The 18,973-nt window shown below is 48.4% G+C and carries 17 protein-coding genes and 1 tRNA gene; 12 read left to right on the forward strand and 6 right to left on the reverse strand.

What is annotated here, in order from left to right:
• The first annotated feature begins 217 nt into the window (after positions 1-217).
• Complete coding sequence (locus ACNI23_RS10375) at positions 218-931, forward strand: GntR family transcriptional regulator (RefSeq protein WP_420248494.1); 714 nt, start codon at positions 218-220, stop codon at positions 929-931.
• A 75-nt stretch (positions 932-1,006) separates the two neighbouring features.
• On the opposite strand, the gene ACNI23_RS10380 is transcribed toward ACNI23_RS10375, so the two are convergent.
• From ACNI23_RS10380 to ACNI23_RS10405, 6 genes are all read right to left on the reverse strand, one after another.
• Positions 1,007-1,381 (reverse strand): hypothetical protein, encoded by a 375-nt coding sequence (locus ACNI23_RS10380; protein WP_420248495.1) that lies wholly within the window; start codon positions 1,379-1,381, stop codon positions 1,007-1,009.
• 232 nt (positions 1,382-1,613) lie between these two features.
• Entirely contained in the window at positions 1,614-2,888 is a 1,275-nt protein-coding gene (locus ACNI23_RS10385) for a TRAP transporter large permease (protein WP_420248497.1), read from the reverse strand.
• A 2-nt stretch (positions 2,889-2,890) separates the two neighbouring features.
• Positions 2,891-3,412, reverse strand: coding sequence for a TRAP transporter small permease (locus ACNI23_RS10390; protein ID WP_420248498.1), 522 nt, complete (start codon positions 3,410-3,412; stop codon positions 2,891-2,893).
• 57 nt (positions 3,413-3,469) lie between these two features.
• On the reverse strand, positions 3,470-4,447 hold the full coding sequence (locus ACNI23_RS10395) for a TRAP transporter substrate-binding protein (RefSeq protein WP_420248500.1): 978 nt from the start codon (positions 4,445-4,447) through the stop codon (positions 3,470-3,472).
• 246 nt (positions 4,448-4,693) lie between these two features.
• Positions 4,694-5,401 carry a response regulator gene (locus ACNI23_RS10400; protein WP_420248501.1) on the reverse strand — a complete coding sequence of 236 codons (708 nt, stop codon included), beginning with the start codon at positions 5,399-5,401 and terminating at the stop codon, positions 4,694-4,696.
• Positions 5,398-7,023 carry an ATP-binding protein gene (locus ACNI23_RS10405; RefSeq protein ID WP_420248502.1) on the reverse strand — a complete coding sequence of 542 codons (1,626 nt, stop codon included), beginning with the start codon at positions 7,021-7,023 and terminating at the stop codon, positions 5,398-5,400. The genes ACNI23_RS10400 and ACNI23_RS10405 overlap by 4 nt, the downstream gene beginning before the upstream one ends.
• A gap of 223 nt (positions 7,024-7,246) precedes the next feature.
• On the opposite strand from ACNI23_RS10405, the gene ACNI23_RS10410 reads away from it, so the two are divergent.
• From ACNI23_RS10410 to ACNI23_RS10460, 11 genes are all read left to right on the forward strand, one after another.
• A complete protein-coding gene (locus ACNI23_RS10410; protein ID WP_420248503.1) occupies positions 7,247-8,689 on the forward strand; it encodes a DegQ family serine endoprotease in 1,443 nt (480 codons plus the stop codon).
• Positions 8,690-8,782: 93 nt separating this feature from the next.
• Positions 8,783-9,652: a 4-(cytidine 5'-diphospho)-2-C-methyl-D-erythritol kinase gene (gene ispE, locus ACNI23_RS10415; RefSeq protein WP_420248505.1), complete on the forward strand. Its 870-nt coding sequence runs from the start codon at positions 8,783-8,785 to the stop codon at positions 9,650-9,652.
• 36 nt (positions 9,653-9,688) lie between these two features.
• Positions 9,689-9,764, forward strand: a tRNA-Gln gene (locus ACNI23_RS10420).
• 39 nt (positions 9,765-9,803) lie between these two features.
• On the forward strand, positions 9,804-10,748 hold the full coding sequence (locus ACNI23_RS10425) for a ribose-phosphate diphosphokinase (RefSeq protein WP_420248506.1): 945 nt from the start codon (positions 9,804-9,806) through the stop codon (positions 10,746-10,748).
• A gap of 66 nt (positions 10,749-10,814) precedes the next feature.
• Positions 10,815-11,405 (forward strand): 50S ribosomal protein L25, encoded by a 591-nt coding sequence (locus ACNI23_RS10430; protein WP_420248507.1) that lies wholly within the window; start codon positions 10,815-10,817, stop codon positions 11,403-11,405.
• Between the two features lie 75 nt (positions 11,406-11,480).
• Positions 11,481-12,098: an aminoacyl-tRNA hydrolase gene (gene pth / locus ACNI23_RS10435; RefSeq protein WP_420248508.1), complete on the forward strand. Its 618-nt coding sequence runs from the start codon at positions 11,481-11,483 to the stop codon at positions 12,096-12,098.
• Positions 12,099-12,314: 216 nt separating this feature from the next.
• Positions 12,315-12,830, forward strand: coding sequence for a CarD family transcriptional regulator (locus ACNI23_RS10440; protein ID WP_015852796.1), 516 nt, complete (start codon positions 12,315-12,317; stop codon positions 12,828-12,830).
• 336 nt (positions 12,831-13,166) lie between these two features.
• Positions 13,167-14,441 (forward strand): transcription termination factor Rho, encoded by a 1,275-nt coding sequence (gene rho, locus ACNI23_RS10445; protein ID WP_420248509.1) that lies wholly within the window; start codon positions 13,167-13,169, stop codon positions 14,439-14,441.
• Between the two features lie 153 nt (positions 14,442-14,594).
• A complete protein-coding gene (locus ACNI23_RS10450; protein WP_420248510.1) occupies positions 14,595-16,058 on the forward strand; it encodes a M48 family metalloprotease in 1,464 nt (487 codons plus the stop codon).
• A 66-nt stretch (positions 16,059-16,124) separates the two neighbouring features.
• The gene (locus tag ACNI23_RS10455; RefSeq protein WP_420248511.1) at positions 16,125-17,108 is read left to right on the forward strand and encodes a bifunctional riboflavin kinase/FAD synthetase; all 984 of its coding nucleotides are present in this window, start codon (positions 16,125-16,127) and stop codon (positions 17,106-17,108) included.
• Positions 17,108-18,925: a chloride channel protein gene (locus ACNI23_RS10460; protein ID WP_420248512.1), complete on the forward strand. Its 1,818-nt coding sequence runs from the start codon at positions 17,108-17,110 to the stop codon at positions 18,923-18,925. Before ACNI23_RS10455 ends, ACNI23_RS10460 begins: the two co-directional genes overlap by 1 nt.
• Positions 18,926-18,973 lie beyond the last annotated feature (48 nt).

Genomic DNA, 18,973 nt, shown 5'->3' on the forward strand with positions numbered 1-18,973 from the left:
CGCTGCATAGATATTGCTGCCCACCGACCGTGGAGTCTATTCCACTTCCGAAGACAGTCATCCTGTTAACTCACTGTATGAAACCGTGATACACTGTTGCCAAGAACAGCTCAACTGGTTTAAACCAGTTTTTCAAAAAAAGTTACAAATTCGTGATGACTATGAAAAAATTATGTGCCAAGTTGAGACCTTGAACGCTCTAAAACATGACTAAATGATGAAAAAAACCAGATATTACGAAATAGTGCGGGACATGATCCTGAAACGGCTGGCTTCAGGAGAATTGAAGGCGGGAGACAAACTTCCCTCCGAAAGAACCCTCTGCGCAGAACTGTCCTTGAACAGAAACACTATCCGTCATGCCCTGCTGAAATTGCAGCGCGACGGTAAAATTTTCAGACTGGAACGGAAAGGATGGTATGTGAATCCTATCCGCATGGTCTACAACCCCGCAGACCACGTCAACTTCGCCCAACTTGCCGCATCACAGGGACGCAAAGCAGAATGGACCACAGAAGACAACGGCATCATCACTATAAAAGAAGACATGGAAACATATACCGAGGATGGATTTGCAGCCGGGACGAAAGTCTATTCCATGGAGAACACCTTCTTCCTAGATGACCAGAAAGTAGCCCGAACCCTGAACTATCTGAACGCTGAGAAACTGGAAGGAATTGTACCTAAAACCGCCCAACGCGCTATGACACAGGTTGTTGCAGACGATTACGGGCTTAGCCTGACACAAAGAAACCTGCTCATAAGACCGCTCCTACTGCCAAGGGATGTAACATCACACCTTGGAATAACTCACGGTTCTCCGGGAATTTATGTACGCCGCATCAAAACTGACGGCAAAGATACCGTGCTAACGGTCGAACACGAGTACTGGCGTTTTGATGCCATTGAACTGCGTGTGGACCAAAATTAATTTTCAGTCCAAAACAAAAACGACCCGCAATTTCTCGAATGAAATTGCGGGCCGTTTTTGTTTTAACACAAATATTTATTGTCCGGCAGCATGCTCTTCCATCACGGCAAGCAACTGGCCGGTCTTTTCTGCTTCTTCTGTCATACCCATTTCTGTAAATCCCCGGAAAGATTCGCGCACAACAGCCAATCCATCTTGGATGTTGCCGGAGACAAAAAGAAGTTGCCCGAGCAATTCTCCGGCAAAGCAATGACCTTTTGATTCGCCCAGCTTCTGAAACCTCGAATAAGCCTCCATGAGCATAAGCAGAGCCTGCTCCTGATTGCCTTCACTGATCTCGAGCTTTGCCATTTCATAAAGGGTTTCTGCCTTACCTTTGGAATCTCCGTTCTTCTCACATTCCTTAAGTCTATTTTCGTATTCCGCCTTCAAATCTGCTGACTGGTCCATATATTCTCCAAAATTGTTTTAAGCTTTGTGCGCTAGGGATATTAACGGTTTTTCCAAACGTCAAGGCACATTCAACCAGCAAAGCAACAGTTCCTCCAGCTTGTAAAAAGCTCAGCCCCCGCAACCGTTATCGGTTACGGGGGCTAGGAGCGTGAGGGATAATGAACCTGGCTGACACCACGTCCTTTATTTATTTCATAAACATTTTGATCATTAATCTGTCCACGTCACACTAATGCAAAAGGTTCGGCAGAAATGTGATAATCGGCGGACAGAAGGTCATCACCAGCAAAGAGCCCAACAGTGCGATAAGGTATGGAGTCGAAGCCTTCATAACCTTTTCCAGAGGAACCTTGGTAATTGCGCTGGCAACAAAAAGGTCCAGTCCAACAGGAGGAGTAATGCACCCAATTGCAAGGTTGATGACCATCAATACACCGAAAAACAGCGGATCAATTCCCAATTTTACAGCAACAGGCAGGAATATCGGGGTTAGAATTACAACTGCCGCAGATGCATTGATAAGAGTACCGATGAAGAGCAGCAGTACGTTCATCATAATCAGGAACATTGCCGGAGAACTGGTCAAAGAGACTATGTATTCCCCGATATGATGCGGAATCTCAAGGTTTGTGAGCATCCAGCCAAAGACCTTGGCCGCCCCGACAATGAACATAATCATTGTGGTTCCCATGACAGCCTGAAAAATAATACGCGGAAAATCCTTGAGAGTAAGTTCCTTATAGATAAAGAAACCAACAAAGATGCCGTATACCGCTGCCACAGCAGCAGCTTCGGTTGGGGTGAAGATACCGCCGTAGATTCCGCCGATGATGATTACCGGTGTCATCAATGCCCAGAAGGAATCCTTGAAGGATTTAAGTAAATGAAGGAAAGAGAATGAGCCTTCCGCCGGGATACCTTCCTTTTTGGCAATAGCGTAGCTTACCAGACACATGGTCAGCCCCATGAGCAATCCGGGAATCATTCCCCCCATGAACAGATCACCGATGGATGCACCTGCGATAACCCCGTAGACAACCAAAGTAATGGATGGAGGTATAACAATACCTACAGTTCCGCCGGCAGCAACAATACCGGTTGCCAATTCACGGCGGTACCCTTTTTTCTCCATCTCATCGACCATAGTCGAACCGATAGCAGCAGTGGTCGCTGCCGATGAACCGGAAATGGCCGCAAAGAACATACCTGAAACTGCGACAACCTGAGCCAGACCACCGGTAAACGATCCAACCAGAGCCTGTGCGAAATTAACAAGCCTTGAAGTTACCCCGCCAGCAGACATGAATGATCCTGCCAGCATGAAAAAAGGAACCGCCATAAAGGAAAATGAATCGATGCCGGAGTACATGACCTGAGTGATCATGACCTGCGGTATATTCATGTAGTAATAAAGAATTATTGAGACAGAAAGACCCAGTGCGTAGGCAACCGGTACTCCCAGAAAGGTCAAGCCCAGAAATGAACCGAGTAATACTGCTTCCATGACTACCTCCCTACTTCCGCTTTCTGTTCTACCGCAGCGTTAGTCCCGCAGCGTTCTTTGATCTCTTTGAATATTCTTATCGTATCTTTGATCAGGTAGAGAATCATCAAGAATGCGCTGATGGGAATAATGGAATAAACTACGCTCATGGAAATCCCCAGTCCCGGAGCGACCTGAAAAGTCATGACGGAAGTCATCTTGGCCCCCTGAATCAACAGGAGCATAGTGAAGGCATAGCTGCAAAGATTGATAAAAATTTCCAATACCAGACCGGAAGCAGTACCCTTAAATTTAGTGGGCAGAATTTGAACGGCCAGATGCCCGCTCTCGCCCATTATCAATGCTGAACCAAGGAAAACAACCCATACGAAAAGGAATCTTGCCAACTCTTCGGACCACTCGAAGGTATGCCCGAAGAAGTATCTGGTTACGACTTGAAAAAAGATCAGGCCGAGCATGACGGTCATTGAAGTTACGGAAATCCAGTACAGGACCGCGCGCAGTTTTTCGAATAATTTATCCATCAGGAATCCTCCCTGAGAAGCCGGAGCCGGAGAACTCCCCGGCTCCGATTGAAACGGCTATTTTTTCAGAGCATTAATTCTGTCGATATTGTCCTGTCCTACGATATCTGCAAACTTGTCATAAACAGGCTTGGTTGCTTTTGCGAACAGCTCGCGGTCAACTTCAGTAATTTTAATTTTTCCGGTTCCTTCGATGAGAGCCCAGTATTCATCATCCTTTTCAGTGGAGAACTTGCGCTGCCAGTCGATTGCTTCCTTAGCTGCTGACATGAGGATTTCCTGCTGTGCAGGACTGAGTCTGGACCAGCTGATCATGGACATTACCAGCGGTTCTGGAGCATAGGAATGGGCGGTCTTGGATGCATATTTCTGAACTTCGAAAAATCGTTTGGTCCAGATGTGGGCACTGGGGTTTTCCTGTCCGTCAACAGTACCCTGCTGCATTGCGGAATAGAGTTCACCGAAAGCCATAGGAGTGGGGGATGCTCCGAGGGATTTCATCATTTCAATATAAATTTTATTGGTCATGACCCTGATTTTAAGGCCTTCCATGTCAGCGGGAGTCTTAACTTCACGAACATTGTTGGTCAGATGGCGGATACCATTTTCCATGTATCCGAGAAGTTTGATGCCCTTGGGTTCAAGGGCTTTCCCCAGATCCATACCAACGGTATCAAGAGATTTATATGTGTGCTCACGATCCTGAAAGAGGAAAGGCATATCGAAAATTGAAATCTGAGGCTGGAACTGACCGAGTACAGCCGTGCCTACCAAGGCCATGTCAACGGTCCCGAAAATGAGGCCTTCGATCAAGTCCTTCTGGCCGCCCAGCTGGGAGGAAGGAAAAACTTTAACGATTATTTCTCCACCGGATTTTTCCTTAACAAGCTCAGCGAATTTCTCCGCTCCCTGTCCATAAGGATGCACGGGCTCTGCTATATGCCCGAGCTTGAGAACCACTTTACCTGCAAATGCGGGAATCGACATTGCTGCAATCAACACCAGCACACATATTACTGCTAATAAACGTCTCATAAACCCTCCTCTGCTTCGGCAGATTTTCAAATTTTTTTTCATAGAGCTTCTTCCCAACTTTCAAAACCTGGAGCTGAATCTATATGAAAAAAAGAAGGAGGGGTTATTAACTGTTTAATATTCTTTTTATTCTTTATGGGAATTTTGTTCATATTGTTCACGGACGTGAGAAAATGAACAATAAAAGGCAGGCGATGCCGGAATGTATCCGGATCAATAATAATTCTTCACAGTCAGCGAGACAAATCAGTTCCTGAAATACTTACGCTCCGGGCGTCCGACTGTGCCATATACGACATCGGGATAAATACTCCCGACAGACACAAGGTATTCTAGATAACGCCGGGCAGTAGACCTACTAGCTCCTATTGTCTCGCCCACTTCTTCGGCACTGATTCCTTCCTTCTTTTCAACGTTCCCATCAGCGAAAACAGCTTTGACCTTCTTCAAAGTCAAAGGATCAATACCCTTAGGCAGAGTTTCAGAATCTGAACCTGACTCGGACATGGAAGAGGCCGGATTAAGATTGCGTATGCTGTCCACGTCACTTTGCTCAATGGATTCTTCTGAACGGAGACGCTGAAAATATTCTCGAAATTTTTCGAGACAGGTCACGAAACGATCAAGAATGACCGGCTTGATGATATAGTCAAAGACCCCGCCACGCAGAGCTTCCTTGAGCGGTCCCATCTCACGGGCGGCGGTAATCAATATAACATCGGTTTCAATGCCCTGAATACGGATTTCGCGCAGCAGATCAAGACTGGTTCCTTCCGGGAAATACAAATCAAGGAGTATCAAATCCGGTTTATACAACTCAATCATGGCTTTGGCATCATCAAGCCCCTGAGCAATAGCCACCACGCTGAACCCCGGCACCCTCTCGGTAAAACGGCGGTGAAGGTCAGCTATTCTGGCATCATCCTCGACGATTACAACTTTTACATCGATCATACTACAGTACACCTGACTTTCGGAATTATCACGGAAAAGAGGGTTCCTCCGGATCTGGCAGCTGAAACGGAAACAAATCCACCGAGTTCATCTAGACGCTGGCGGACCAGATATAGCCCCAATCCCCGGCGGGAGCTTCCTTTGGATGATATCCCTTTTTCAAAAATCTTCTCTATCTGATCCGGGGAAACACCGGGACCGGAATCCTCAATTTCAAAAACAATATCATTTCCAAGGTCAGTAAAGGAAAGAAAGACCTTGCGATTGTCCTTATGCTGCTCCAGCACAGCTTCAAAAGCATTGTCCAGCAGGTTGCCAACAACTGTAACTATTTTCTCCTGCTTGATCCAATCCGGCACATCAACCATGGTGCTTTCACGGTCCACTTTGAAATCTATTTTGAGTTCCTTGGCCCGATTGTATTTGCCAAGCACAATGGCAGCAATAACAGGATGGGGCACGGCTTTGTTCAGAAATCTAATAATATCTTCGTAGCCGGAGGATTCTCGGGAAACAAGGTCCAGAGCCTCTTGATAGGCTTCAATCTGGATCAGTCCGGCAATAGTGTGAAGTTTATTTGAATATTCGTGAGTTTGTCCTCGCAACAGTTCGGAATACTCCTGAATACTTGAAAGCTCATGGGAAATACGGTCCAATTCGTCTTTTCGCCGGAAGCTGGCCACCAGCCCTTTAATTGATCCATCCTTAAGGACCGGAACAATGTTGAAGATAAGCTCCTGACCATTGACTATGCGTTCCTGGTCAAACTCGCTTTCACCGGTGGTTAGAGCATGCTTGAGCCCGGCACACGGAATAACGTCATCAATGTGCTTACCTACCAGTTCTGCGGAATAGAAGCAGGTGTATTTAAGTGCAGCTTTGTTGGCCAGACGAATTTCCCCCTTGTCGTCCGTGGCAATGACCCCCTCTCGGATGGTTTCAAGTACGGCTCCTCGTTCGAGGTAAAGGTTGGTGATTTCCGCCGGTTCAAGGTTGAGGGTAATCTTTTTAAGATGCCGGGCGATGCAGGCAGTAATAGCAAAACCAAGTAGAGTCAGGAAAAGGATAAAAATCAGTGGACGATGCATGTGCTCAGCAATGCTTTTCTTTACACTGGTCGAAAGGTACCCCACTGAGACAAAACCGAGAATTTCTTCATTCTCGGAGAAAATAGGTACAAACGCACGTATGGATCGACCCAGAGTACCGACCGCTTCCGAAACATAGGATTTACCTTCTTTAATGACCGGTCCAGTATCACCACCAACAAAGGTCTTACCGATCCTTTCTGGAACCGGATGCGAAAAGCGTTTGTTTTCCACATCACCTACCACAATAAAAGTCGCACCTGTCTTTCTGCGAATATTCTCTGCTAAAATCTGAATTCTACCTTCAGGATCATTGCGCATCAATTCTGCCCTGATCATGGGAGTATGCGCAATTGACTGCGCAGTCTGGAGAGCACGCAGACCGATCTGTTCCTTAAGCAGGTTAGATGTAAGGTCAGAAATAAGAAACAAGGTAATGCCCAATTGAGTCAGGACAAGGCCGGCAACCATATAGGCAAGGTAGTGCTGTATGGTCTTGGGTTTTATGGCAGTCAGGATCTTGTACAAACGCATGGAAATCTTCTCCCTGCAGTTTTGTTCCGGAATCATTATTTAATGAACAGACTGCATATACAACTGTAATCTGAAAACACTTGATCCGTAGCAGTCAAAAATAATGTTTGCAAATCAATACCTGCTGAATTTCCAGACTGACTATTTACATTTAAGAAAACAAGACTATACTCAAGAAAGTGCTGCCTATCCCGTTTTCCGGGCGGCATTACGAGGAGGTTACATGAAATTAAAACGCTACATTGGATTACTTACTCTCATCACTGTACTCATACTGCCCGTATACGCACATGCGGACGGACTGCCTTCCTTTGTGGATCTGGCTAAGAAATGTGGCCCCGCCGTGGTCAACATCAACACTGTGAAAATGGTCGAAGTGGGCAACCCCATGGAAGACTTTTTCAAATTCCACGGCAGAGGCGGAAACAATCCTTTTGAAGATTTCTTCAAGCAGTTCAACAACCGGGGAAATAACAAACAGCCCAAGCAGAAACGCAAAACAGGTTCTTTGGGCTCCGGTTTCATCATTTCCAAAGACGGATTTGTGGTCACAAACAACCATGTGGTCGCCTCTGCTGATGAAATCACGGTCAAGCTCCAGAACGACGGTCACGAATACCCGGCAAAAATCATCGGCAGGGACAAGGAAACCGACCTTGCCCTCTTAAAAATAGAAGTAAAAAAAGACCTGCCCTTCCTTGAATTCGCAAACTCGGACAAAGCCGAAGTGGGCGAATGGGTGCTGGCCATCGGCAACCCCTTCGGTTTAGGACATACCGTAACCAAGGGAATTATCAGCGCCAAAGGACGCATCATCGGTGCAGGTCCTTTTGACAACTTCATTCAGACTGATGCCAGCATCAACCCCGGAAACTCCGGCGGACCGCTCATCGACCTGAAGGGACGCGTCATCGGCATCAACACCGCAATCATTGCCAGCGGTCAGGGAATCGGTTTTGCCATCCCCAGCAACATGGCTGAAAACGTCATCTCTCAGCTTAAAACCGACCACAAAGTCAGCCGAGGCTGGCTCGGCGTAACCATTCAGGACGCTGATGCAAAGACAGCCAAAGCACTCGGACTGAAAGAGGAAAAAGGCGCGCTGGTCAACTCCGTGAATCCCGGTGACCCCGCAGATAAGGGCGGCATAAAAGTCGGCGACGTCATCCTCAAGATTGACGGCGAAAAAATCGACGACACCAACGACCTGCTGCGTACCGTAGCAGCCCTGCCTCCGGGCAAAGCCGTAAGTATTCAAGTATGGCGCAAGGGCCGTGAAAAGAACCTGCGCATCGTGCTTGGCGAACGCAACGGTAAAAATGTTGTAGCTGAAGCTGAAAAGATGTCCCCCAAGGCAGCGGAAGAGAACCTTGATGACCTCGGACTGGTGGTCCGCAGGGTCAACCGCAAGGCTGAAGCTGATTCCCTCGGACTGGACAGACCCGAAGGCCTGCTGGTCATCGAAGTAATGCAGGGGACACCATCCGAAGATGCAGCCATCGCAGTTGGTGATGTAATTATAGAAGCCAACCAGCATAAAGTTAATTCCATCAAAGATCTGCAGAAGATCATCAATACTGAAGGCAAAAAACGCGGATTGGTTATGCTGCTGCTGAAACGTCAGGGCCATAACATTTTCCGCACCATTGAACTGAAAGACAAATAGTCTCCCGACTGTTGTTAGCTCTCAATTGCCCCGTCCTGATCCAACTCAGGACGGGGCTTCCTAATTCAGAATCTTTACGTTATTAGACTGCCCATGAACAAAACAATTCTTACCGCCCCGGCTAAGGTCAACCTCTACTTGAAAATCGTCCGCAAAAGAGAGGACGGCTATCATGAGCTGGACACTCTCTTTCACCCCTTCCCCGCTTTGGCTGACACCCTTGAGGTTACCGAAACCGAAGAAGGCTGTACCATCCACTGTGCGGATTTCGACCTTCCGGCGGAAGACAACCTTATATATAAAGCTTGGGATAAATATGCAGAGGCAACCGGGTTCCGTCCGGGACTTCATATTGAATTGATCAAGCGCACCCCCACCGGGGCCGGACTTGGCGGAGGCAGCTCCGATGCTGCATCCATGCTCCGTTTCCTGAACACCCACCCGGACAGTCCGGGACTTGAACACGACAAGCTGAACGCACTGGCTGCGGGTCTTGGCGCGGATGTCCCCTTCTTTTTACTTGATGGTCCGGCGTGGGCAAAAGGAATAGGTGAAATTTTATCACCTTCAGAGGTTGACCTTTCCGGCCTGACCGCGTTATTAGCCTGCCCGGATGTGCACGTGAATACCGCATGGGCATACAAGGCATGGTCTGGTCGTGACCAATCCACTAATTTCAAAAAAAGTGGAGCCTTTGACTTGACAACGTCAGCCAGCGGTAATAATAGAACGGCCTCCAAAACGAGGGTGACTTTGTTCAATGACTTTGAAGAAGTTGTCCTTCCCGAGTTTCCCAAAATCAGGGAGACAAAGGAATATCTGTTGAAAAACGGAGCCTGCGGAGCTGTCATGAGCGGAAGCGGGGCAAGTATCATCTCTTTCTTTAAAGAAGATGAAGCAGCTAAAGCAGCTGCCACCGGCTTGAAATCAATAAACATTGACTCAGTTCTTCACAGGTTTTGAAAATTTTAATATAGATATATTTCACATAATCTGTGCAGGGATGTCGCCAAGTTGGTAAGGCACGTGGTTTTGGTCCACGCATTCGCGGGTTCGAGTCCTGCCATCCCTGCCAAATTCATTTCTCATCCGAGAGGTCAAGTTGGAGACCGACATGAACGGTGAACTCAAGATTATCAGCGGCTCGTCAAATCTGGCGCTTTCAGAAGCAATCTGTGACCATCTCGGCAGCACACTTACTCCCTGCCTGCGTGAAAAATTCAGTGATGGTGAAATCCGCATCGAAATTCAGGATAACGTCCGCGGCTGCGATGTTTTCGTAGTCCAGTCTACCTGTGACCCGGTGAACTTTCACTTCATGGAACTGTGTCTCATGCTGGACGCGCTTAAAAGAGCAAGTGCCCGCCGAGTAACTGCAGTTGTTCCTTACTATGGATACGCCAGACAGGACCGCAAGGTTTCTCCCCGCGCGCCCATCAGTGCAAAACTCTGTGCCGACTGCTTGACTGTTGCAGGCATGCAGCGTCTGGTTACTATTGACCTGCACGCAGGCCAGATTCAGGGATTTTTCGACCTCCCCGTAGATAACATTTACGCAGCGCCCGTCCTGCTGGACGAATTGCGCACTCGTGAAGAAGACATGGTTATGGTTTCCCCTGACGCAGGTGGAACCGAGCGCGCAAGAGCATACGCCAAACGCCTGAACGCAGGTCTGGCTATTGTTGATAAACGTCGCGACGCTCCCAACCAGGCTAAAGCCATGCACGTTATCGGCGAAGTAAAAGATAAAGTCTGCGTGGTCATGGATGACATGATCGACACCGCAGGCACCATGTGCCAGGCAGCTAAGGTTCTCATAGACCACGGCGCTAAAGACGTAATTGCCTGCGCAACCCACCCGGTTCTTTCCGGACCGGCTATCGACAGGCTGGCTGCAGCACCTTTTTCCGAGGTGATTGTAACCGACACCCTGCCTGTTCCCGAAGAAAAGCTTGCTAACTGTAACGGTAAGATCAAAGTCAAATCCGTTGCCGGAATTCTCGCCAAGTGCATCCACAATGTGCACTCCGAGTCCTCCGTAAGCGTACTCTTCGTATAACATTGCCTATTCCCACCCTCTGTCGGTCCTTTTGAGCGGCAGCAGGTTAACCATAAGGAGAAAATAATGTCTGAAAAAGTAACCTTCAAAGCTGAGCTGCGTACCAAAACCGGTAAATCCGCAAACCGCCAGCTCCGCAACCAGGGCATGGTTCCCGTTGTCTTCTACTCTCAGGAAGGCGAGAACCTCGTTCTTTCCGTTAACGAAATCGAATTCGTTAAAATGTATCGTAAGATCGGTACTACCCGCGTCTTCAGCCTTGAAGTTGACGGCAAGACCTACGATACCCTGATCTGGAAAGTGCAGATGGACCCCGTCCGTCCCCGCCCTAACCACATCGACTTCCTCGGTGTTTCCAAAGACCGTACCCTCAAAGTTGAAGTTCCCGTTGTAACTGAAGGTACTGCACCCGGTGTTAAACTCGGTGGCCGTATGGCTATTTACCGCCCCAAGCTCACCGTAGCTTGTACCGCTGCAACTCTTCCTGCTGAAATCGTTGTTAACATCGACAGCATGAACGTTGGTGACACTGTATTCGTAAACGAAATCGAACTCGGCGAAGGTGCTTCTGTTGTATATGACAGCAACTTTGCACTCGTTCGCTGTGCCGCTGGCCGCGGTTCTAAAGCTACTGACGAAGAAGCTGACGAAGAATAGGTCTTTACAAGTATACTCATTTTCGGGCCCCGGTTTATCCGGGGCCTTTGCCGTTTGTTAAGCAGGAATATTATCATGGAATACAAAGCACTAATCGTAGGACTGGGTAACCCCGGACCGGAATACGCCAAGACCAGACACAATATCGGTTTTATGGCGGTTGATGCTTTGGCAGAAATGGCAACATCCCGTAAAAGCATGCGCTTCAAAGAAATGGGTATTTCCGGTGACTTCGAACTTTTCAGCCTCAATTTAGCCGGAAACAATGTGCTGGTAACCAAACCGCTCACTTACATGAACTTGAGCGGTAAAGCGGTTGCGGCCATCTGCGGCAAATATTCCATTGCCGTATCAGATGTCTACGTCATACACGATGAACTGGACCTCCCCTGCGGAAGGATGAAATTCAAGAAAGGTGGAGGCAATAACGGCCACCGCGGACTTGAATCAATTCAGGAGAAGATGGGGTCTCCTAATTTTTTCCGTATAAGGGTTGGTATCGGCCGTCCGGAATTTTCCTCACAGGTCAAAGAGTATGTACTTGAGGAATTCAATGCGCAGGAACTTTCGATAGCTGCCCAGATGTCACAGGCAGCTATAAAAGGTTTGAATCTGCATTTCAGGCGCGGCCAAGGAACGGCAACTCAGTTCATGAACAGTTTCATGCCAGATCTTCCTGAAACCGAACCGTAGACTATTTTTTACAATTCAGTTATAATAACTTTTCGTAGCAATTCCCTCTTAAGAAAATAAATATCAATTAGAGGGTAAAAGAAATGGGAAGGGCCTGTAAACCCGTTTTCAGCTAATCCTGAATTCCACGTAACCGCGCCACCACCATCTCGGGATATCCCCGAAATTCGCACCGACCTTTCCAAGCATTTCTTTAGCAAGTCCAAGGAGCCATGAGTGTTTGAGCTAGACCAGTTGGTTGTCTACCCTTCACAGGGAGTAGGCAAAGTAGAACGTATCGAAAGCCAGGAAATCGGCGGAGCAACCGCTGAATTTTATATTGTCCGCATTTTAAGTAACAATGTTACGCTCATGGTTCCGGTCATGAACGCGCATAACGTAGGTCTTCGCGCAGTTTGTGACAAGGACGCGGGTATGGAAATATTTGAAAGCCTTAAGGACAGATCTGATTTCACCGGTTACACCGGTCAGAACTGGAACAGACGCTACCGTGAATATTCTGAGAAACTTAAAAGCGGCGATCTTCAGGACGTGGCTTATGTACTCAAAGAACTGTTCCTGATCGGTCGCGACAAAGAACTTTCCTTTGGTGAACGCAGACTCCTTGAACAAGCTATGGGGCTGGTTTCTATGGAGCTTTCCTTTGCTCTTGATCTTGATCAGGAAGAAATTAAGGAAGATATCAATGCACTTTTCAGTGATGTTCTGGAAAAGCAGGAAGAGGAATCCTAAAAATCCTGTTCAAACGACTTGTCATAAATGATTCTTTCAGTTAATGCCCTATGAGTTGCAGTCTTTAGAACGTTTCGCGTTTCATCAGAAACAATCAGCAAAGCACTTCTAAACAAAAAGACTGCAACTAGGGTGGAGCAAGAATCAAAGACGGTATTAAAGTCGTTGTATTCGAACAGATAAACAGCCCCTCACTCAGGAAAATCCAATATAATTTTCATCATTTAGTTAAGGTAGAGCATTTCAGCAAGTACATGACCACGTCATGCGTGCATTGCTGAGGCTTTCCGATAACTTATAAATATTTTTATAACTTTTTAAATCCGGTTATACAGTATGGTCCAAGAAAAAAAGATAAACAACCTGAACCTGACTGAACTTAAACAGAAGAAGATGTCTGATCTAATGGATCTGGCAGCTAAATTCAAAGTTGAAAACCCCAGCGGCATGCGCAAGCAGGAATTGATTTTTGCCCTGCTTCAGGGGTGCGCGGCACAAAACGGACAGATTTACGGGGAAGGTGTTCTGGAAGTCCTTCCCGATGGTTTCGGTTTCCTGCGTTCCCCCACCTACAGCTACATGCCCGGACCGGATGACATCTATGTTTCTCCTTCCCAGATCAGAAGATTCGGACTGCGTAAGGGTGACATTATCTCCGGACAGATTCGCCCTCCCAAAGAAGGCGAACGTTACTTCGCACTGCTCAGAGTAAATGAAATCGGACTTGAACCGCCGGAACACTCCAGAAACCTGGTTCTTTTCGACAACCTTACTCCCGTATACCCGGACAACCGTTTCAAAATGGAAAACGGACCAAAAAATTTCAGTTCCCGGGTAATCGATATCCTTTCCCCCATCGGTCGCGGCCAGCGCGCACTGCTCGTTGCACCGCCTCGTACCGGTAAAACCATGATGCTGCAGAACATCGCAAACTCCATCAACGCCAATCATCCTGATGTTGATCTCATTGTTCTGCTCATCGACGAACGTCCCGAAGAAGTCACCGACATGGCCAGAACTGTTAAGGCCGAAGTGGTCAGCTCCACTTTTGATGAGCCGCCGCAGCGCCATGTGCAGGTTACCGAAATGGTACTGGAAAAGGCCAAGCGCCTTGTTGAGCGGAAGCGTGACGTTGTCATCCTGCTCGACTCCATCACCCGACTCGGCCGCGCATACAACGCCGTAACCCCTTCCTCCGGCAGGGTTCTTTCCGGCGGTCTGGATGCCAACGCAATGCAGCGTCCCAAACGATTCTTCGGCGCAGCCCGTAACATTGAAGAAGGCGGCAGCCTGACTATCATCGCCACCGCTCTTATCGATACCGGCTCCCGCATGGACGAAGTTATCTTTGAAGAATTCAAGGGAACCGGTAACATGGACCTTTACCTTGACCGCAAACTCGCTGAAAAACGAGTCTTCCCTGCTATAGACATCAACCGTTCCGGTACCCGTAAGGAAGAACTCCTTCTCGATGACGGCGTTCTCAACAAGGTCTGGATCCTGCGCAAGCTTCTTGCCCCCATGAACTCCATTGATTCCATGGAATTCCTGCTCGATAAGATGAAGGGCACTAAAAACAATGACGAATTCTTCGATATGATGGGCAAATAGTAGCTCCAGTTTATAAAGAATTATCAACCCCGCAAGTTCTGCTTGCGGGGTTTTCTTTTTGCTTCCTTCCTTTACAAGGAGCCATTCAAAACTTACTCTCTTCAACATACAGATAATTCTTCAACATCATTTATAGATTCAATAGATTTCAGTATGCTCATCAGAAATAAAATCCATCTTCAGATCATATCGTTAATCCTGATATTTTTTTTCAGCCTGTGCATGACACCACAGGCCACTGCCAATTCACTGTTCGGGGATTTTACTGTCACAGATGAAATCAAGCTCGGCGGAGAGTTTGATAAAATGGTCCGCAACAGGCTTCCAATTATCCTTGATCCGCAAATTGACGGCTATGTAAAGCACCTTGTTGCCAAGGTGGCTAAGCATATCCCCCCCCAACCTTTCCCGATAACCGCTACCGTTATACGCAATAATGCAATGAATGCTTTCGCGGTTCCGGGCGGGTATGTCTATGTTTACACCGGCTTGATCCTGAATATGAAGCATGAGGCTGAGCTTGCAGCGGTTATCGGGCACGAACTTGCCCACGTATCCCTGCGCCACGTGGCCCGCCGCATGGAAAAAATGAAAATGGTCAACTTTGCAAGCATGCTCGGAACATTAGCCGGGATGCTGGTCGGTATTGCCGGTGGCGGCAGCAATATGAGCAATCTGGGGTCAGCTATTGCCATGGGCTCCATGGGCGGCGCGACCAGTGCATACCTCAACTACACACAGGAAAATGAAAGGGAAGCTGACCATCTCGGCATGAACTATCTCGTTGCCGCGGGTTACAACCCGCAAAGTATGATTAATGGTTTCAAGGTAATGAAACAACGCCAATGGCATATAAGCAATACCAACATACCTACCTATCTTTCCACTCACCCCGGCCTTGATTCACGTATCGGATACCTGCAGGACCGCTTCAAACGCATGCCGCCGGAATACTTTCAGCGTAAAGATGATGATGCTGCTTTTTTCAAAGTCCAGACCCTTATCAGGGCGAGACTGACTTCGCAGGACGTTGCCCTGGCCCATTATTTGGCAATACCTGAAAAAGACCGCACCTGCCTCGACCATTTAGGGCTGGGGATTGTCTACACACGCATGAAACAATACAAAAAAGCTGAGCAATCATTTAATCGGGCACACGAGCTTTGCCCTGACGACACCCTGATCCTGAGAGAACAAGGTCGGTTCTACTTTACAATCGGAGAAATGGATAAAGCCTCCCCGCTGTTGCGTGAGGCTTACCTGCGTGAGCCGCGTGATGCCATGACCCTCTTTTTTATCGCCCGTATTGAAGGCACTAGAAAAAACTACAAGCAAGCCATCCTGACAATGTGCAGAGTAGCCGAAATGGTTCCCCATGATCAGGAAATACACTACCATCTTGGACGTATGCTGGGAGAATCAGGACACTATTTCGAAGCCCACAGCCAACTCGCATATGCGGCTTTGTATGGTCAGGATATGAAAAAAGCTCAATTCCACCTCCGCAAGGCCGAGGGACTGGCAAAAACCAAGAAACAGCGCGAAGAACTCACTAAACTGCAGGAAACAATCAACCCAAAACCGCCCGAGGAAGAGGGCAAGGGAAAGCTTGAATGATATGGGCTTTTGAGGTAACGGTTTTCGTTTCTAAAATCCTATCTCCAATTAAAAAGTGAAGCGAATATGATCATCGCAAAATCAATAGATGAAATTATCAAGCCTGAAAAAGGCGCATGCGTAACAATCGGAAACTTTGACGGGGTCCACAAAGGCCACCAAAAGCTGATCAGCAGCACCTGCAAAAAAGCACGAGCCAACGGCCTTGCCAGTGTAGTAGTAACCTTTGACCCACATCCCCTTCGGGTACTGGTCAACAGCAAAACCCCGCCTTTCATCACCCTTACCTCTCAAAAACTGGAACTTATCGCCCTGCATAAGCCGGACATAATACTGGCCCTGAATTTCACCAAGGAAATGGCGGCCCTTTCTCCCGAAGAATTCATACAGCAGTACCTCATTGAACCGCTCGGGATGAAAGAAATGGTCGTTGGTTATGACTATGCATTGGGTAAAGGACGCAGCGGCAATTACGAAACCATCGTGAAACTGGGTCAAAAGCATGAATACGGGGTCGAACGCCTTGATCCGGTAATCATTAATGATGCTGTAGTCAGCTCCTCCCGTATCCGCGATATGGTCAGCGAAGGTAATGTCTGGGACGTACGTCCGTTGCTCGGCCGTTTTTATCAGGTGCGCGGTGAAGTTGTTCACGGCATGAACAGAGGCGGACGACTGCTCGGTTTCCCCACAGCCAACATCAAGCTTGAAGATGAACTTTTCCCCAAGAAAGGGGTCTACGCCATCCGTGTGGAAGTCGAAGGTAAGGTCCTGCCCGGTGTTGCAAACATCGGTAAAAATCCCACTTTCGGCAATGAAGCCCTTTCCGTAGAAGCACACATTCTCGATTTTTCCAAAGATATTTACGGCAAGGATATCCGAGTACACTTCATCCAGCGCATCCGTTCCGAGAAAAAATTCAACGGTCTGGACGAACTCAAAGAACGCATCGGTATTGATATCGGCCTTGCCAGAGAAATTCTTTCATACCCTGAATCACAGGTCCGTCCCGGCCTGCATCTGAGCGAATCAGAATCAGGAGCAGAATAATGAGTCCTTTTCTCAATCTGCATACATGGAAAGACCTCGCCCGCTCCTATCGTAAAGTCAGCCATTTCCGCTGGCTGGTACTCGGTATTGTAGTAGGTATCCTTTCCGGTATAGTGGCCGTGCTTTTTTTTGGCGCGGTAGAACTTGGCAAACACATTTTCATGAGCCAGCTGGCCGGACTTTCCCTGCCTGCCCCTGAAGGCGAAGAGCTTTTCCACGGCCATGCCGGGGAACATCTGCGCACTTGGACCATCCCCATCTGCCTGACTATAGTGGGTCTGGTTACCGGATGGCTGGTCAACAAGTACATACCGGAGACAACCTCCGGCGGCACAGACGGTACTGACGCCACCATCAAATGTTTCCATCAGGGCAGCGGACTCATGCGCCCCATCGTGCCCATCATCAAAGGAATCACCTCGGTTTTCACCATCTCCTGCGGTGGTAGTGCGGGCCGTGAAGGTCCCATCACCCAGATGGGAGCCGGAGTAGGCTCATGGCTGGCCCAGAAGCTGAAACTTTCCACCAAGGAACGCCGTATCCTGCTCCTTTCCGGTGCAGCAGGCGGTCTCGGTGCGATCTTCCGCGCCCCGCTGGGTGGCGCACTCACCGCCATCGAGGTAATCTACCGTGAGGACTTTGAATCCGAGGCTATCCTGCCTTCGGTCATATCCTCCGTTGTTTCTTATTCCCTGTTCACACTTTTTTACGGCACTGAACCGATCTTCGGTATCCCGCGCTTTGTCTTCCATGATCCGCGGGAACTGATATTCTACGTGGCTCTGGCTTTCGCCTGTACCTTGGCGGGCTGGATGTATATCCGCACTTTCCGCTTTATCAAGTTCTCGGTGTTCAACCAGATCAGGGATCGTGTCGGCCTCATGTGGGCCACAGCTCTCGGCGGACTGCTCATGGGCATCATGGGTATGTTCTTCCCGCAGGTGCTCACTGGCGGTTACGGCTGGCTGGAAATGGCAATCATGGGTGAAATTCCGCTCATGATGATGATCGCTATTGTAATCGGCAAAACCATCGCCACCTCCATGACTATCGGTTCCGGTATGTCCGGTGGTATGTTTGCTCCCGCTCTTTTCGTAGGCGGCATGTCCGGCGGTATCGTGGGACAGCTTGCCGGGAAATACTATCCCGACATCGTAACCCAGCCCGGCGGCTACGTACTGGTCGGTATGGCCGCATTCTTCGCCGGGGTGGCAAAAGCCCCCATCGGACCGCTGATCATGGTCTGTGAATTAACACAGGGTTACGGCCTGCTGGCCCCGCTTATGCTCGCTTCTGCGCTGTGCATCGTTCTGGGACGCAGCTTCTCCCTTTATGAGCATCAGGTGGAAAGTAAATTCGATTCCCCGGCTCATATCGAGGACAAGACCATCAATATACTTGAAGGTTTACACGTAGATACCCACTACAAACCGGGCCGAGTAACCACCCTTGAAGAAGGAACCACGCTCAAGGCACTGACAGACATCATCGCCAACACCAACGAGCTTTACTTCCCGGTCAAGAACGAGGAAGGGATAATCACCGGAATACTGACCATTCAGAATGTCCGTAACCACCTCTTCAACCCGGATCTCTTCGACCTCATCCTAGCCAAGGACCTCGCCACCAAACCGGCAACCCTCAAAGCGGATGATGACCTTTACACCGCCCTGCTCAAGTTCGTAGACACCGACTACGGGCAGATTCCGGTTGTAAGTAAAGAAGATCCCAACAGGATCATCGGTATCCTGAACAGGGAGAACGTGTTCCGCGCTTATGCCAAGTCTGTTAAGGAATTAAGGGAAGCTGCGGAATAAGGGCTTCGCCGTTTCAAAGACAAATTGTCATAGATCGATAAAGCTCCC

The sequence above is a fragment of the Maridesulfovibrio pacificus (SeqCode) genome (assembly GCF_048612815.1).
GTDB classification, from domain to species: domain Bacteria; phylum Desulfobacterota; class Desulfovibrionia; order Desulfovibrionales; family Desulfovibrionaceae; genus Maridesulfovibrio; species Maridesulfovibrio pacificus.

Excerpts from the sequence above, each read along its gene's own strand:
- ACNI23_RS10375 (WP_420248494.1), top strand. The coding sequence starts at position 218 with ATGAAAAAAACCAGATATTACGAAATAGTGCGGGACATGATCCTGAAA.
- ACNI23_RS10380 (WP_420248495.1), bottom strand. The coding sequence starts at position 1,381 with ATGGACCAGTCAGCAGATTTGAAGGCGGAATACGAAAATAGACTTAAG.
- ACNI23_RS10385 (WP_420248497.1), bottom strand. The coding sequence starts at position 2,888 with ATGGAAGCAGTATTACTCGGTTCATTTCTGGGCTTGACCTTTCTGGGA.
- ACNI23_RS10390 (WP_420248498.1), bottom strand. The coding sequence starts at position 3,412 with ATGGATAAATTATTCGAAAAACTGCGCGCGGTCCTGTACTGGATTTCC.
- ACNI23_RS10395 (WP_420248500.1), bottom strand. The coding sequence starts at position 4,447 with ATGAGACGTTTATTAGCAGTAATATGTGTGCTGGTGTTGATTGCAGCA.
- ACNI23_RS10400 (WP_420248501.1), bottom strand. The coding sequence starts at position 5,401 with ATGATCGATGTAAAAGTTGTAATCGTCGAGGATGATGCCAGAATAGCT.
- ACNI23_RS10405 (WP_420248502.1), bottom strand. The coding sequence starts at position 7,023 with ATGCGTTTGTACAAGATCCTGACTGCCATAAAACCCAAGACCATACAG.
- ACNI23_RS10410 (WP_420248503.1), top strand. The coding sequence starts at position 7,247 with ATGAAATTAAAACGCTACATTGGATTACTTACTCTCATCACTGTACTC.
- ispE (WP_420248505.1), top strand. The coding sequence starts at position 8,783 with ATGAACAAAACAATTCTTACCGCCCCGGCTAAGGTCAACCTCTACTTG.
- ACNI23_RS10425 (WP_420248506.1), top strand. The coding sequence starts at position 9,804 with ATGAACGGTGAACTCAAGATTATCAGCGGCTCGTCAAATCTGGCGCTT.
- ACNI23_RS10430 (WP_420248507.1), top strand. The coding sequence starts at position 10,815 with ATGTCTGAAAAAGTAACCTTCAAAGCTGAGCTGCGTACCAAAACCGGT.
- pth (WP_420248508.1), top strand. The coding sequence starts at position 11,481 with ATGGAATACAAAGCACTAATCGTAGGACTGGGTAACCCCGGACCGGAA.
- rho (WP_420248509.1), top strand. The coding sequence starts at position 13,167 with ATGGTCCAAGAAAAAAAGATAAACAACCTGAACCTGACTGAACTTAAA.
- ACNI23_RS10450 (WP_420248510.1), top strand. The coding sequence starts at position 14,595 with ATGCTCATCAGAAATAAAATCCATCTTCAGATCATATCGTTAATCCTG.
- ACNI23_RS10455 (WP_420248511.1), top strand. The coding sequence starts at position 16,125 with ATGATCATCGCAAAATCAATAGATGAAATTATCAAGCCTGAAAAAGGC.
- ACNI23_RS10460 (WP_420248512.1), top strand. The coding sequence starts at position 17,108 with ATGAGTCCTTTTCTCAATCTGCATACATGGAAAGACCTCGCCCGCTCC.